General features: G+C 59.3%; 11 protein-coding genes and 1 rRNA gene. 3 read left to right on the top strand and 9 right to left on the bottom strand.

Annotated elements, in window-relative coordinates; all coding sequences use genetic code 11:
• Window positions 1-84 precede the first annotated feature (84 nt).
• Window positions 85-200, top strand: a 5S ribosomal RNA gene (rrf, locus tag HX814_RS27070).
• A 78-nt stretch (window positions 201-278) separates the two neighbouring features.
• Here rrf and HX814_RS27065 read toward each other — a convergent pair.
• The 4 genes from HX814_RS27065 to HX814_RS27050 all read right to left on the bottom strand — a co-directional run bounded on the left by HX814_RS27065 (window position 279) and on the right by HX814_RS27050 (window position 5,604).
• Window positions 279-1,454 carry a PepSY domain-containing protein gene (locus tag HX814_RS27065; RefSeq protein WP_177009335.1) on the bottom strand — a complete coding sequence of 392 codons (1,176 nt, stop codon included), beginning with the start codon at window positions 1,452-1,454 and terminating at the stop codon, window positions 279-281.
• 71 nt (window positions 1,455-1,525) lie between these two features.
• A complete protein-coding gene (locus tag HX814_RS27060; RefSeq protein ID WP_177009334.1) occupies window positions 1,526-4,018 on the bottom strand; it encodes a TonB-dependent siderophore receptor in 2,493 nt (830 codons plus the stop codon).
• 105 nt (window positions 4,019-4,123) lie between these two features.
• On the bottom strand, window positions 4,124-5,107 hold the full coding sequence (locus HX814_RS27055) for a FecR domain-containing protein (RefSeq protein WP_003218246.1): 984 nt from the start codon (window positions 5,105-5,107) through the stop codon (window positions 4,124-4,126).
• Entirely contained in the window at window positions 5,104-5,604 is a 501-nt protein-coding gene (locus HX814_RS27050; protein WP_008433614.1) for a sigma-70 family RNA polymerase sigma factor, read from the bottom strand. The genes HX814_RS27055 and HX814_RS27050 overlap by 4 nt, the downstream gene beginning before the upstream one ends.
• A gap of 279 nt (window positions 5,605-5,883) precedes the next feature.
• On the opposite strand from HX814_RS27050, the gene HX814_RS27045 reads away from it, so the two are divergent.
• A complete protein-coding gene (locus tag HX814_RS27045) occupies window positions 5,884-7,764 on the top strand; it encodes a methyl-accepting chemotaxis protein (RefSeq protein WP_003218243.1) in 1,881 nt (626 codons plus the stop codon).
• Between the two features lie 42 nt (window positions 7,765-7,806).
• Here the strand turns inward: HX814_RS27045 and HX814_RS27040 are convergent, their stop codons facing one another.
• From HX814_RS27040 to HX814_RS27020, 5 genes are all read right to left on the bottom strand, one after another.
• Window positions 7,807-8,256, bottom strand: coding sequence for an SRPBCC family protein (locus tag HX814_RS27040; protein WP_177009333.1), 450 nt, complete (start codon window positions 8,254-8,256; stop codon window positions 7,807-7,809).
• Window positions 8,257-8,283: 27 nt separating this feature from the next.
• On the bottom strand, window positions 8,284-11,667 hold the full coding sequence (locus HX814_RS27035) for an amino acid adenylation domain-containing protein (protein ID WP_177009332.1): 3,384 nt from the start codon (window positions 11,665-11,667) through the stop codon (window positions 8,284-8,286).
• Window positions 11,664-12,611, bottom strand: a complete 948-nt coding sequence (locus HX814_RS27030; RefSeq protein WP_177009331.1) for a diiron oxygenase — start codon at window positions 12,609-12,611, stop codon at window positions 11,664-11,666. Before HX814_RS27030 ends, HX814_RS27035 begins: the two co-directional genes overlap by 4 nt.
• Window positions 12,608-13,372, bottom strand: a complete 765-nt coding sequence (locus HX814_RS27025; RefSeq protein ID WP_102605413.1) for a DUF3050 domain-containing protein — start codon at window positions 13,370-13,372, stop codon at window positions 12,608-12,610. Before HX814_RS27025 ends, HX814_RS27030 begins: the two co-directional genes overlap by 4 nt.
• Before the next feature lie 452 nt (window positions 13,373-13,824).
• A complete protein-coding gene (locus HX814_RS27020; protein ID WP_134325512.1) occupies window positions 13,825-14,535 on the bottom strand; it encodes a GntR family transcriptional regulator in 711 nt (236 codons plus the stop codon).
• 298 nt (window positions 14,536-14,833) lie between these two features.
• Here HX814_RS27020 and HX814_RS27015 point away from each other — a divergent pair, with 298 nt between their 5' ends.
• Window positions 14,834-15,727 carry a TauD/TfdA family dioxygenase gene (locus tag HX814_RS27015; RefSeq protein WP_134325513.1) on the top strand — a complete coding sequence of 298 codons (894 nt, stop codon included), beginning with the start codon at window positions 14,834-14,836 and terminating at the stop codon, window positions 15,725-15,727.
• The last annotated feature ends 2 nt before the right edge of the window (window positions 15,728-15,729 follow it).

The raw sequence follows: 15,729 nt of genomic DNA, 5'->3' as shown, positions 1-15,729 counted from the left end.
CGAGATCTTGCAAAACACCGAAGGCTATCACATACCCAATTTGCTGAAGCGAGGCCAGCTGTCCACGACTCATTACCCTAATTTCTTGACGACCATAGAGCATTGGAACCACCTGATCCCATCCCGAACTCAGCAGTGAAACGATGCATCGCCGATGGTAGTGTGGGGTTTCCCCATGTGAGAGTAGGTCATCGTCAAGATTGAATTCCGAAACCCCTGTCTGCTAGCGCAGACAGGGGTTTTGTCGTTTAAGGGCTGGGCAAACAACTAGGACCGGCTCACCCTTTGCGTGCCTTACTGCTTCGCCTGGCCATTAACTTGCGCCACCATATATAGATCCCGGTAGCAGACAACATCGCGATCACAGCTCCCAGCAGCGCAATCAGCACCTGACCCGTCACCCCGATGATCCTGCCCCCATGGATCGGCAGTTGCAGCCGATAAAAGCGCTCTCCCAACGTACCTTGCCCTGCTATTTCCTGCCCCAGTAAACGCCCATCCGTCCCGTGGAAAAACAACCAGGATTTCCCATGGGCCTCGGTATCATGTTGTCCAAAACCCGCCCCATAAAAGTTGTACTCAAAGCTGTAGTAAAGCTCTCCAATCGCCGCCGTCAGTCCCAGCCGCTTGCCTTCCTCCAGCGCCCGCTCATAGGCCTGTTGATAACTCAGTTGTGTCACGCCCAATTGCTCGGCGGGTAACCCGCCACGGGCCTCATAGACGCTAGGCTCAACCGGTGAGAACAGCGAGACAGCAGGCTTGAACACCTGGCTCGGCAAATTCATCGCGACGCTGCTGACTGCAATCGGCAGCAACAACAGCCAAAGCCATAACCCGCCTGCACGATGCAGGTCGAAGTTCAGCCGGTAAGCGTGGCCGCCCTTGATCTTCCACGCCTTGGACCACTTCTTCCAGAACGGTTTACCTCTCGGCAGGGTCAGCCACAGCGCGATAAAACAATCGAACACCCATGCGATCGCCACCAGTCCCATCAGCCACAAACCCCAATTACCCGGCAGTGTCAGGTTGTAGTGAAATTCCAGAATGAACGGAATGAAGTTCTCGCGCTGAAAGCAGCAAGCCCCCCAAACACGCCGGCCCATTTCTTCGCCGCTGACCGGATCCAGGTAAAAGACCTGGTTGGGCTCCTCAAAGGGTTTGCCCGTCGCCGGATCGTTTCTCGCAACTGCCGCCAGCATCGCGGTATGACCGGCCTCTTGTGGATACTCCATGTACCAGACTTGCAGTTTGGGATGCTGCCCCTGCAACGTGTCCACCAGTTCACCTGGCGGCAATGCCGACCCTTTGGCCGTTGCTTCATAAAAGCCGGGATTGAGCCATTCATCCAACTCATGATTAAACGCCAGAAGGCTGCCCGTGAGTCCCGCCATCATCAGAAACAACGCCGTTGCCAACCCGATGTAGCGATGAAGTAAAACCAGCAATGCGCGCATAAAAATTTCCTGCAAAGACGACAAAGCCAGCGCCTGGAATCAGGAACTGGCTTTGTATGAATCGAGAGGGATCAGAACTGGTAGCTCACCGTCGCACTGACGTTGCGCTCTTCACCCAGGTAGCAGAAGTTCAAACTGGCACACGACGCCACGTAAGACTCGTTCGTCAGGTTGTTGGCATTCAGGCGTACATCCACACCCTTCAGTCCAACCTTGCCAAGGTCATAACCCATCGAGGCATCAAACAGCGTGTAGGCGGGCACCTTCATGGTGTTCTCCGCATCTGCCCAGCTGTAGCCGACATAACGAACACCACCACCGAGTCGCAGGCCATCCAGTGCGCCGCTATCGAACTTGTAGTCTGCCCATACCGACGCCATATGACGCGGCGCCTGCGTTGGCGAGTTCCCCTTGTTCTCGATCACGTTGTCTGCGGTACTCAGCGTGCTGACCATCGACTTCGAATACTCGATATCGGTGAAGGTATAGCTGCCCAACAATTTGAGATGGTCGGTCAACTGCATATGCGCCTCCAGCTCCAGGCCCTGGGAGCGCACAGCGCCGACCGCGCGATAGAAGTTTTCCTGCGGCAGTTTGGTCGCCAGGTTTTCCTGGTCGATGCGGAACAGCGAGGCCGTGAACAAATTGTCGGTACCCGGCGGCTGATACTTCAAGCCGACTTCCCACTGGGTGCCGTCGGTAGGTGCAAGGGGATTGCCGGCACTGTCCGAATAGGAGTTCGGGTTGAAGGATTCGGAATAGCTGACGTAGGGCGCGAGACCATTATCAAACAGGTAGAGCGCTCCCGTCCGGCCGGTCAGTTTGGTACGTTTATCACTGATCTCTGTGCCCAGCGGCCTTCCCGCTTCGGCAATGCGATTTTCATCGGAGGTCTCAACCCAGTCCTGACGCAACCCGAGGGAGAACCGCCACTTGTCCATCTCAATCAGGTCTTGCAGGTAAACGCCGGTCTGCTCGAGCCGGCGCAGATAACTGGTTGGGCTGTAATAGCTGATCTCGGAATTGCCATACACCGGGTTGAACGCATTGATTGGCGCAAGAGAGCCGCTGCTCCAGTCCACGACGGTTTTGCGCCGCTGATAGTCCGCCCCCATCAACACCGTATGCTTGGTCGCGCCGGTAAAAAATTCAGCCTGCAGCATGTTGTCGATGATGAACGCATGCAGCTTTTCGTCACCGCCTGAGTAATAGCGATTCAACTCATTACTGGTGGGCGTAGTCCAGCCATAGGCATACACCTGGTCCAGCCGGACCTTGGAGTCCAGATACCGAAAGTTCTGCCGCGCCGTGAAAACATCATTGAAGCGATGCTCGAACTGATAGCCGAACGACTGTTGATCACGCTTGTACCCATCAATGCCCGGCTCGCCTTCGAAGAAGTGGTTGGAGATCCGCTGGCCGTTGCGCTGGTGCAACGCGCCATCTGCCGGCATGCCTCCGTGGTAGCCACCGTCGGGGTCATGCTGCAGGTAAGCCTGGAGTGTGAGGGACGTGTCATCGGTAAAGTCGATGCTCAAGGTGGGTGCCAGCGCGTAGCGTTTTTCCTTGGCATGGTCGAATTGCGTGTCGGACTTGTCTGCAAGCCCGGTCAGTCGGTAAGCAATGCGCTTGTCGTCATCCACCGGGCCGCTGAAGTCGAAACCCATGCCTCGCTGCCCTTGGGAACCTATCGTGGCCTGGACCTGATGGTATGGCTCAAACAATGGCTTCTTGCTGGTCAACGCCACCAGCCCACCCGGCGAGCTGCGCCCGTAGAGCACCGATGACGGTCCTTTGAGGATATCTACGCGCTCGAGGAAATACGGGTCCACCTGCATGGTGCTGTAGGTTCCGCTGTCACCCATGGATTTCAAACCGTCCAGGTAGATGTTATCCACCGAGCCGTCGTTGAAGCCACGCATCGCCACATAGTCATAGCGGTGAGTGGCGCCATAAGGGTTGGTCAGCACGCCAGGGGTGTAACGCATGGCCTGGGCAACGGTTTGCGAGCCTTGGTCGTCCATCTGCTCGCGGGTCACCACTGAAACCGTCTGAGACGTTTCCAGCAGCGCGGTACTGGTCTTGGTGGCGATCTGGCTGTGGGTCGCGTTGTAGCCTTCCATGCTGCCCAGGGCATTACCCAGGGCGAAGCCTTTGATGTCGGTGGTCGGCAAGGTCAGCGCCTCGCTCTCGGGCTGGACCTGCAACACGAAACTCACGTCGTCCTGGGCCTGCGCCTGCAAGCCTGAGCCGTTGAGCAATTGGCTCAGGCCCTGTTCGGCCGAGTACTCCCCGTGCAGCCCGGGAGACTGTCGGCCCTGAGTCTGCGCAGGCGTGCTGGAAAGGGTGATGCCTGCCTGACGGGCAAACTGATTGAGCACATCGCTCAGCGCGCCTGCCGGGATGTCATAGCGCTGGCTGATACGTTCGACCCCGCTATCAGCCGCGACACCGGCCACTGGCAGCAAGCCGATGCCCATCGTGGTCGACAGCAATGCTGCGCGTACGGCTTTGCCGAGCAAAGGGTAGGAAGAGGGAGAGTTGCTGAAAAAACGCACAGTCATTATCGAGATCCGTAGAGGTCGCTGAAGGCAGATTGAATTGCTTACTGTCTAAGCCGGACTCACGGAAAAAAGCCGCCAAAAATAAATCAGGCACGCCAAAAATAATCAGGCCTGACGCTCCAGGCTCACCCACCAGCGCGTGCGATAGCGCAGGCGCACAGGCAGCGTCTGCGGAAGGATCGCCAATAGTTTCTCGGTGTCCTCCAGGCGAAAAACACCAGACAGGCGCAAATCTGCGATATCGCTCGAGCAGCCCAGATAACCATGGCGATAGCGCCCCACCTCCGCCAGGAAATCGGCAAGACGCATGTTGCGGGTGACGATCAATCCGTCGGCCCAGGCCCCTGTATCCATATCCGAAGGCGGTGCCAGAGCGGCCGCATTCTGACGCACCAGGTAGCTTTCTCCTGCATGCACTTGAGTGAAAAGCCCGTCGGCGGTATGCGGTGAATGAATCGCCACGTTGCCTGACGCGACGCTCAGGCGTGTGCAATCGCTGTCCTGGCGCACCACAAATCGCCCGTCGATACCTTCGAACAAACCATGGCGGGTGCGAACCAGCAGGGGGGCGGTCGCCGCGGCGCCGCAGGTCACCAGGATTTCCCCACGCACCAATGTGATCAAGCGTTGTTGCGGGTTGAAGTCGAGGTCCACTGCGCTATCGGTATTGAGCTGCAGGCGCGTGCCATCCGGTAGTTGCACGCTACGGCGTTCGCCAGTGGTGGTAGCCAGGTCAGAGGTCCAACGCTGCCAGCCGGTGAGGTCTCGGCTGACCCAGGCCGCCGAACCCATCAACAGCACGCCGGACAATACCTTCAATGCCTGCCGGCGCCCAAGGCGCTGGGCACTGTTCTCCAGCGCCACATGAGCCCCGGGAATCGCCGCCAACTGGCTGCTTAATTCATGCTGCAGTGCCTGCACGCGTTGCCAGGCCAACTCGTGTTCATGATGAGCCTCGCGCCAGTGCTCGCACTGCGCCTTCAGGCGGACATTGGCGCGATTGTTACGCAGGCGCAGCATCCAGCTGATGGCCTGCTTGACCACCTGCGGGTCGATTCCTGCGCGCGCGGTGTTATCCATCGAGGTCATGCCTCATACCGCAGCACATAACAGTGATAAAGCGCCTCGGCGACATAGCGTTCCACCGAACGCAGTGATACACCCATCTGCTGCGCAATCTGCTTGTAAGTCAGGCCGTCGCATTGAGCCAGTAGAAACGCCTTGCGTACCTTGGGCTTGAGTCCGTCCAGAAGCCGGGCGATGGACTCCAGCAATTCCAGAATCAGCGCACGTTCTTCAGCACTCGGCGCCAAGGCTTCGGGCAAATGCGCGATGGACTCCAGGTAGGCGCGCTCGATTTCTTCGCGACGCCAATGATCGATCACCAGGCCCCGCGCGATAGTGCGCAGGAAAGCGCGAGGGGCCTTGAGTTCGAAACGTTCGGTTTTTTGCAGCAGCCGCACGAACGTGTCCTGGGCCAGGTCCGCCGCATCCGCTGCGTTACCCAGACGGCTGCGCAGCCAAGTGTTCAGCCAGCCATGATGGTTGCTGTAAAGCGTCTGTACTGCGTACTCGGATGAGGGCATTCACACGGCCTGGCAAAGCGTCACAAATGATAATTAGTCGCATTGTCGACAAGCCTGAAAAATTTTGCAACTCCTGACGTTACAGCGCTACCACTGGTCGGTTTCTGACATTAAAAGCAGATGCTTCTCACAAATTCCTAAGATTTATCCTGCCTTGGCCGAAAGCCTGACGAGCCATGCGTGCACCGAAATAGAGCAGTCGCAGAGTCTGCCTATACCGTTACATGGAATGTTGCATCCGGCACGCTCACCCCCTTTTGGCAAAAAGAAGTCAATGAAATGAATCTCAAGTTCAGTCATAAAATTCTGTTGGCCGCGTCAGGCGTAGTGGTTCTGGCCTTCGCGTTATTCACGTTCTACAACGACTACTTGCAGCGCAATACCATCCGGCAAAACCTGGAGTCGTCCATTCAGCAATCCGGTGAACTCACCGCCAGCAGCGTGCAGAACTGGCTCAGCGGGCGGGTGCTGGTACTGGAAAGCCTCGCGCAAAACGTGGCCCATCAAGGCAGCTCTGCCGATCTTCCGGGGTTGGTCGACCAGTCGGCATTTACCTCCAACTTCCAGTTCACCTACGTCGGTTCCACCAACGGCGTGTTCACCCAGCGTCCCGACGCCAAAATGCCCGACGGCTACGATCCGCGTCAGCGTCCCTGGTACAAGCAAGCTGTCGCAGCCGACAAGACCATGCTTACACCGCCCTACATGGCTGCGGTAGGCGGGCTGATCGTGACCATCGCGATGCCGGTGAAAAAGAATGGCGAACTGCTTGGCGTGGTCGGCGGTGACCTGAGCCTGCAAACCCTGGTGAAGATCATCAACTCGGTGGATTTCGGCGGCATCGGCCATGCATTCCTGGTCAGCGGTGATGGTCAGGTGATTGTCAGCCCGGACCAGGACCAGGTGATGAAGAACCTCAAGGACATCTATCCCGGCACCAACGTGCGCATCGAGAAGCTCAGCCAGGAAGTGGTCTTGAATGGCCAGGAACGGATTTTGTCCTTCACCCCGATCAGCGGGTTGCCGAATGCCGACTGGTACATCGGCCTGTCGATCGACAAAGACAAAGCCTACGCACCGCTGGGTAAGTTCCGTACCTCGGCATTGATCGCCATGTTCATTGCGGTTGCCGCCATTGCCGTGTTCCTGAGCGTCCTGATCCAGGTCTTGATGCGCCCGCTGACCACCATGGGCCGCGCCATGCAGGACATCGCCCAGGGCGAGGGTGACCTGACCCGCCGCCTGACAGTGGAAAGCAAGGACGAGTTCGGTGACTTGGGCAGTGCCTTCAACCAATTCGTCGAGCGTATTCACGCGTCAATTTCCGAAGTTTCCTCGGCGACGCGCCAGGTGCACGACCTGTCCCAGCGAGTAATGGCCTCGTCCAACGCGTCGATCATCGGTTCCGACGAACAAAGCGCGCGCACCAACAGCGTGGCCGCAGCGATCAACGAACTGGGGGCCGCCACGCAGGAAATCGCGCGCAACGCCGCTGATGCTTCGCAACACGCCAGCGGTGCCAGTGAGCAGGCCGATGATGGGCGCAAGGTGGTTGAGAAAACCATCCTGGCGATGTCGGAGCTTTCGCAAAAAATCAGCCTGTCCTGCACGCAGATTGAAACCCTGAACGCCAGCACCGACAACATCGGCCACATCCTGGATGTGATCAAAGGTATCTCCCAGCAAACCAACCTGTTGGCCCTCAACGCCGCGATTGAAGCGGCACGTGCCGGTGAGGCCGGGCGTGGGTTTGCCGTGGTGGCGGATGAAGTACGCAACCTGGCGCACCGCACCCAGGAGTCGGCAGAAGAGATCCACAAAATGATCACCTCGCTGCAGATTGGCTCGCGTGAGGCCGTGACCACGATGAACGCCAGCCAGACCTCCAGCGAAGAAAGCGTCGAGGTCGCCAACCAGGCCGGTGAACGCCTGGTCAGCGTGACGCAGCGGATCGTCGAGATCGACGGGATGAACCAGTCGGTAGCGGCCGCCACCGAGGAACAGACCGCCGTGGTGGAAACCCTCAACGTCGACATCAACCAGATCAACCTGCTGAACCAGCAGGGCGTGGCCAACCTCAACGAAACCTTGAAGGATTGCGACGCCTTGTCTCAACAGGCCAACCGCCTGAAGCAGTTGGTCGACAGTTTCAAAATCTGATCGATGAACACACAGGAGCGAGCCTGCTCGCTCCTGTCTCCTTTAGCCAAACATCGCTCGCACATTCGCCAGCGCACCGTCGGCGAATGCCTGCACAAACGGCTCAAATCCCTCCGCGCCAGGTTCAACCGGCTCGGCGATGATCGTCCAGGTCACCCGTGAGGATCCTGCTCCCAACGGTTCGACATCCATGGCGGCCCACAACCGTGCTACGCCCAAGGTGTTGTAGATCGTGGTCCAGGTCATGCGCATGGCATGCTCGTCGCGGCTGTTGAGTTGCTCCACCACCAGGTGTCCATCGTGGAAGAACTTCTTGCGCAGCGATCCCGCGCCCGCACCAGTGATTTCGATGTGGGACAAGGCGGGGATGAATCGATCAAATCCGCCAAAGTCACCGACCACCGCCCACGCACCGGCGGCATCACAGGCAACCACAACTGAGGACACCACAGGTTTGGCGCAAGGGTTGCGAATCAACGTATCGGGTTTCATAAGGTCTTCCTTCAATTGAGAGCCTGGTCACAGGAAACCGGTGCTGCGCAGGTACTCGCAGCCCTTGCGTAACAGCGCCGGATTTTTTTCGGGGTAGCGTCCGCCCATCTGCTCGACGCCGCGTCGTGCGTTGTCATGGCGGATCATCGAGGTATCGCCGATGTCCTCGCCCACCCCATTGAGGTAGAAGCCCAGTACGCCGAACAGCGCATTGCGGCTGTCCACTGTGTGCAGGTGACGTTGCCAGTGAGTCACGCTCACCAGCTCGAATGCGTGGCCTGCCTGGCGAAAGGCGTCGACGTAGGTTTCCCAGCTCAGGGGCTGCGGGTTATGCAGGTTGAACACCGTCCCTCCAGCACGGCAGCGGCTGCTGTGGAACGCAATAAACCGGGCGAGAAAGTCCACCGGCATCAGGTCGAAATTCAACTCAAGGTGCGGCACCAGGCCCAGTTGGAGTGAACCTTTGAGCATCAACATCAGGCGATTCTTCTGTGGCTCGCAGACTCCGCTGCGGCTGTTGAAGCTGATGTTCCCCGGGCGATGGATATTGACCCAGGCACCTTGCGCTGCGGCGCGTCCCAGCAAGCGTTCGGCAACCCATTTGGACAGGTTGTAGCCATTCTGGATGTAGAGCGGCGGGGTGGCCGCGGCGGGGTTTTCGAGTACCTGGCCATGTGCGTCGATAGTGCTGGCGGCCGACAGCGTCGAGATAAAATTGAAGACCTTCTTGCACCGGGTTTCACACAGGCGCAGGCATTCCAGCACCGGTTCGACGTTGTCCTTGGCCAGGGTGGCGTAATCCATCACATGATTGACGTGGGCGGCGTTGTGCACCAACACGCCGAACTCCCCGGCGAGGTAGTCATACACCTCACTCGACAGGCCAAGACGCGGCTGGCTGATGTCGGCGGCATACACCTGCACCCGGCTCAGGTCCAGGTGTTCCAGACGGTACTCTCGCAGGGCCTCGGCAAACCTCGCGGTCGCCGAATGTCCGGGCCGTTCGCGCACCAGGCAGGCCACTTCAAGTGCACCCTCGGCCAACAGTGCCTCGACGATATGCACCCCGAGAAAACTGTTGGCCCCGGTCACGATCACCCGGCGGCGTTCGCCCGCCTGTTCAGCCGGCAATGTCTGCACATGCAGCTCACGCAGCGCATCCCGGGTAGCCTGGCCGGTCGGTGCTTCGGGTGGTGCGTCGTCCCCCATCAGCGTAGCGAGGGTACGAACCGTGGGGGTTTCAAAAAACCGGCTTAGGGAGAGGCTGCGCCCGAACTGCTCGCGGATACGCAGCAGCATCGTCGACAGCAGGATGGAATGGCCGCCAAGATTGAAGAAGCTCTCGTCGGCCGACAGCTGCGTGACCGGCATGCCCAGCAACTCGCTCCACAGGTTGAGCAACTGCACTTGCATGGGCGTGTGCGGTTCGCCGTGAATGATGGCCGGCAGCGTTGGAGTCGGTAACGCCAGCAATGCCTGGCGGTCGACCTTTCCGTTGGGGGTGCACGGCATGCTCGCAAGTTCCGTGCACAGGGTTGGCCGCAAATAGTCCGGCAGTGTTTGCCGGGCATGCTGCGTCAGTGCAGGCAGGGCGCCTTGTGTTTCGGGCTGAGCAACAAAAGCCAGGATTCGCCGCTCACGGTCAATCACCACCGCCACTTGGCGAAACAGCTGACTGCTGCGCAGGCAATGTTCGATCTCTTGCGGTTCGACCCGGAACCCACGGATCTTCACCTGCTGATCCCGGCGCCCGACCAACTCGATGCCGGCAGCGGTCCACTTCGCCAGGTCGCCTGTGCGGTAGGCCCGCAAGGTCTGGCCGTCGGGCAACTCCAGGGGGACGAAATGCTCGGCGGTCTGACGCGGCTGGTTGAGGTAACCCAGGCTGACGCCGGGACCGGCGATGTACAGTTCGCCCAACACCTGCTCATCCACCGGTTGCAGGTGCTCGTCGAGGATCAGTACCTGGCTGTTGGCGATGGGCGTGCCGAGGTTGCGATTGCTGTCGCCCGGCTGCAACGTGTGGCTGGTCACCAGCACGGTGGCTTCGGTGGGCCCGTAGAAATTGTGCAGGCGGCACTGGCCTGCCAACTGCTCGATGACATAGGGCTCGCACACATCGCCTCCGGTCATCAGGTGCGCCAGGCCCAGGGGTTGATCCAGCGGCAGGATGCTCAGCAGCGCCGGCGGCAGGAAGGCGTGGGTGACGCGCTGTTGTCGGATCAACTCCACCAGTTGCTGCGGGTCGCGTCGCTGGTCCTCACTGGGCACGATCAGCTCGGCGCCCGCGATCAGGCTCGGGAAGATATCGATCAGGGACGAGTCAAAACTCAAGGGCGAAAACTGCAAGACCCGGCTGTGTTCGCTCAGCTGCACATGACCCCCGAACCAGGCGCTGAAATGGGCCAGGTTGTGCTGGCTGAGCAGCACGCCCTTGGGTTGGCCGGTAGTGCCCGAGGTGTGGAGCACCATGCAAGGGTCGTCCATGGCGGGGCGCTGGCGCATTGGCAGCGAGGTGTCGGGAGTGTCGACGGCACTCACATCCAATGCACAAAACCCGTCCCGCAGTGGATGCTTGCCATCATCCAGCAGCACCGAGACGCCGGCGTTTTCCAGCATCGCTTGCTGGCGTTGCAGCGGGTGGCCCGGCTCCAGGGGCAGGTACACCGCACCGCAGGCGAGTACCGCGAGAATGCTGGCGTACAGCTCCAGGGATTTGCCCAGGCAAACGCCGATTACCGGCGGTGTGTCGTGGGGCCCAAGCAGAGGTCGCAGACGGTGCTGGATAGCCAGGCTCTGGCGATGCAACTGTCGGTAAGTCAGCCCGCTGCCGGCAATGTTCAACGCTGGCCGGTCGGCGAAGGTTTGCAGACTGTTTTCCAATCGTTCGATCAGGGGTACCTGGGCTTGCTGCTGCAGAGCCAAATCGGCCGTCAGGTTAAAACGATGCAGGTACGCCAGGGATGCGAGCGCTTGCAGGCCGTGTTCCGGATCATCAGAGGCGACGGCCGCCTGCGAGAAATAGCCCGGGTCCCGGGAGAACCCACTCACCTGTTGGGCTACCCACTCCACCAGGCTGCTTACTGCGTATTGACGCAGCCGTTGACCATTGCCACAGGCTTCTCCGGCAACCTCCAGGGTTGTCAGGAGTCGCCGTGAGTGGGCGTAACACCTGAGCTGCAGGGCCGGCAATCCACAGTCGGTCAACGCTCCCATACCCACGCGCAGGCTCATCAAGGCTGTGCACGTCACGCCGGGCGGAACCTCCTCGCTACCGTCATCAATCAGCAGGTCTACTAGGTGGGTGACATCCTGTGCTCGCACCACCCCATGACCGTATTGCGCCAATGTCTCACCCAGTTCATTCAGCGCCGCGCTGAAGCCCGCCAGCCCAATCTTCAGGTGCCTCATGGGTGCCCTCCTGGCGCCGCAAGAAAGGCATCCAGCGCCCCAACCACACTCGGCGTTTGCAGCAGGCCGCTGTGGTTCAGGAAGCCCATGATATTGCCGATCAACGGGTGCTGGCGGGTAATGGGAAAGCCCATCGCCTGCACTTCAGTGCGCAGCGCAGAGCGCGTGCCGTCACTGACATCCAGGTGCTCGATCAAGTGCAGGTCGAAGTTTTTCTGCAGGTCGTGGGTCAGGTAATGCTGGAGAAAAACCGGCAGGATCCGGGCGATACAGTCGCGGTCCGCGGCGTCTGCAGACTGCCAATAAATACGCACCAGGCGCGTCCAGAAAAGCGCGTGGCGGCCCTCGTCAAACAAGTGGTCGGCCATCAACCCACGGATGGATTGCTTGACACTGTCGTCCTTGGAAAACGCTGCCACGTCATGGGTCACGGTGTTCTCGGCGATGGCCACGGCAATCAGTTCCACGGCATCGCGCAGGTGTTCGGGCGCCAGCGCCAGTGCGGCAGGCAAGGCGCGGCTCAGCTCGATTTGCGCGGGTAGTTCAAGGGGTGGGATCCCGGTCATCTCGATGGTCTGTTGCATGAAATCGAGGGCGACGAGGGCGTGGTAATCCTCGTCTACCACCACGGTCATGGCGTCGTAGCGACAGGCAAGCGGGAAGGGCACCGAAAAGCGATTCTTGGCGATGCTGCGTGCGGTCTTGTCGACGATCTCGGTTTCAAAGATCACCACGTCGTTGATGAACTTGTAGAACGTCTGCAGCAAGACAAAATCACGGCACTGCGGGCATTGGTCGATAAAGGTCGCGCTCAGCACCAGGGGCTGTCGGCTCAGGGGGTAGATCAGTTTCTGATCGTTTTCCAGCCGCCGCCGCGGGCGTGTGCGGATGGTCGCGCGGCGCTCCCAGTCGTCGGCAAATGAGCGGTAGTCGGCAGGGTTCATGCGCTCATCTCCGGCAGGCACCTATGCAACCCATCCCATAAGGCCAGGCGGCTTTCCACGGCGCCGAGGGCGCAACTGTCGGCTTGCTGCTCGCGGCTTGGGTCGCCGAGGGTAAGGCGTTGCAGCAATTGCGTTGCCGCCGGTCCATGCTCCTGGGCGTCGATCTCCATGTGGCGCTTGAGGTAGTAGCAGAAGGTGGGCGCCTGGCGATGGAGCACCTCGCACTCCTCCAGGATGCGCTTGAACATCGCCGGGATGACGCTCTCGCGCCCGTGGAGAAAGGCAGCCGCCACGCAGTGCGTCGGGGCGTCCAGGGCAACCTGCAGGGTACTTCTGACGAACCGGGCCACGGACGGGTGGATATCGATTTTTTGCAGGGCCGTTTCTGCATCGTTGCCGTCACGCTGCAGGCTGACGAACCGCTCGATGTTCGCCGTGCTCGCGCCGACTTCACGCATGGCTTCCAGGTACAACTCGAAGTGGCTGCCGTGCCCATGGCCGGGATACGCGTCCGACTCTTCGCCCAATACAATCTCATTGATCAGGCGAGCCGCTTGCGGGTCCGTTGGCGGTAACCAGGGCAGGCGCATACCGGTGAGGTCATGTTGCAGGCGTTTGGTGAGTGTCATGAAGTCCCACACGGCGAATACGTGGTTTTCCATAAAGTACTGCAACTTTGGAAGGGTATTTATATATTTGAATATTGGATGGATATGTAACTTCTGCTTTTTTTGTTTAAGCAGGTGTGAGTGCTGGAACATGTTGATGCCTATAAGTCGTTGTCTCTTCCCTGATAAAAGCGTTGTGCTTTAGCGACAAATAAACATTGGTTTTCACGGATGCGCGGGTGCCTTGATAACAGGCAGCCCTGTACGAGGCTGACACTGTTACTGGCAAGCAGCATGCTGTGACAAAATACCAAGGCTTTATTTAAAGGAACGCCACGCGCAGTGACGCACCGAGCATGGATTCACGCTGTCGATTGGGAGAATTGGAGTGTTGGTAATAATCTGATTAAGTATTCAGGTGTTTTTAGTTTTATAAGTTTTTCGAGTTGGAATATTGCGGTAGTTGGATCGCTCTGCGGAGTGTGTGAAGTTTTCTTTGGGCTTAATGGTTTAACGGGAGTAATGGTGGTGCACTGGCCTCCGTCGGCCAGCGTCACTTTGCAGCGCTTTGTGGTCGAGGGAGGCGTTTCAGTTCCACGCGGAATTTACAGCGCAGCGTTCTGTTCAGTCTCTTCAAGACTTTTGAGGTAACCCGTAATCACCTCCATGCCGCGGGTAAGGTGGTTACGCAGGGTCAGGATGCTTTCGTCGACCTTCTTTTGCGCCACGAGGTCGAGCAGTTCGCGGTGATCTTCCTGGGACGTCTTGCCCAGGCCCATGGCCTCGAGGTTGAAGCGCAGGAAACGTTCCTCTTCGTTCAAGCCGTGTTCAACCAGCTTGAGCAACCGCTGATTGCCCGCCTTGCCATATAGCGCCATGTGGAACAGGCGGTTGAGGCGGCCGATTTCGGTGTAGTCGCTTTCCCGTTCCAGCGCGTCGATAAAGGCGCCAGCCTGGGCGATGTCATCGGGCGTGAGCAGGGGAATCGACAAGCGCAGCGCTTCGGATTCGAGGAGTATGCGCAGGGCGTAGGTTTCCGCCGAGTGGTCCTCGATCAGTGGCGCCACCACCGCGCCTTTGTGGGTGACCACATGCAGCAGCGATTGGGCTTCCAGTTGACGCAATGCCTCGCGCACCGGCATCCGGCTGACACCGAACAAGCTGGCCAGCTCCTGTTGACGCATGGCGGTGCCACAGGGCAAGCGGCCATCCAGGATGGCGTTGCGCAATGTTTCTTCAATCACGGAGCGGGCGAGATGGGCGGGGATAGGCCCGCTGATCTGGATGCTGCTCAAAGGGTTCGGCTTCTGCGTCACGACTACGCTATCCTCCTTTTCAAGGTGAGGTGGCTAATTGGATCCAATGCACACTAGAGATTGTCCACAAGCTTGTCAAACGGGCAAGGTTTCGGCTTGTAAGCGACTCAACAGCGTGTTCTTCGGGCCCACAGCTCCCATTTGTCAGGTCTTACAGGCTAAAGGTCCGTCGTGCACATTTTATTCCCGGGAGTCGGGCCAACAGCGGTATTGCTGCATATCGATATTCACTAACGGTATTTAAAATGCGGTTCTTATGACTATAAAGTCACTCTCCTGACTGCACGGGAGTGAACTCATGTCTGCCACCTCTACTGTTCCAACAGCGACCGACACCACACAAACCTTCGAGATCCGTCCATTTCCCGGCAGCGTCGGCGCCGAAATCATAGGCCTGGACCTGGCCCGCCCGGTCAGCGACCAGGACTTCGCACGCATTCACCGCGCGCATCTGGACCATCACGTCGTGGTCTTCCGCGACCAACGTATCACCCCCGAGCAACAGATCGCCTTCAGCCGCCGTTTCGGCGTGCTGCAAATCCATGTGCTCAAACAATTCCTGCTGGCCAACCACCCGGAAATCCTGATCGTCTCCAACATCATCGAAAACGGCCAATCCATCGGCCTGGGAGACGCGGGCAAGTTCTGGCACTCGGACCTCTCCTATAAGGAGCTGCCGAGCCTGGGCTCGATGCTCCATGCCCAGGAGCTGCCGTCCGAGGGTGGCGACACATTGTTCGCCGACATGCATAAAGCCTGGGACAACCTGCCCGAGCCCTTGCGCAAGGCGGTCGAAGGCCGCAGCGCCGCGCATTCCTACACCGCACGCTACAGCGAAACCAAATTCGAAGGCAATTGGCGCCCGACCCTCACGCCCGAGCAACTCGCTCAAGTGGCGGAAGTGGTACACCCGATTGTGCGCACCCACCCGGAAAACGGCCGCAAGGCGCTGTTCGTCAGCGAGGGCTTCACCACCCGTATCGTCGGCCTGCCTGAGGATGAAAGCCGCGACCTGCTGGCCCAGCTGTATGCCCACAGCGTGCTGCCGGAAAACATCTACCGCCATCAGTGGCAGCCCCACGACATGGTGTTCTGGGACAACCGCTCGCTGATCCACCTGGCGGCCGGCTGCCCCAGCCACCTGCGGCGCAAGCTGTACCGCACCACCATCCAGGGCGACGCGCCTTTCTGACC

Origin of the sequence: Pseudomonas sp. C8002, from assembly GCF_013385765.1 — a bacterium.
GTDB lineage: Bacteria > Pseudomonadota > Gammaproteobacteria > Pseudomonadales > Pseudomonadaceae > Aquipseudomonas.
The sequence above is the reverse complement of the archived record's forward strand: the minus strand, read 5'-3'. Positions and strand labels throughout refer to the sequence as shown.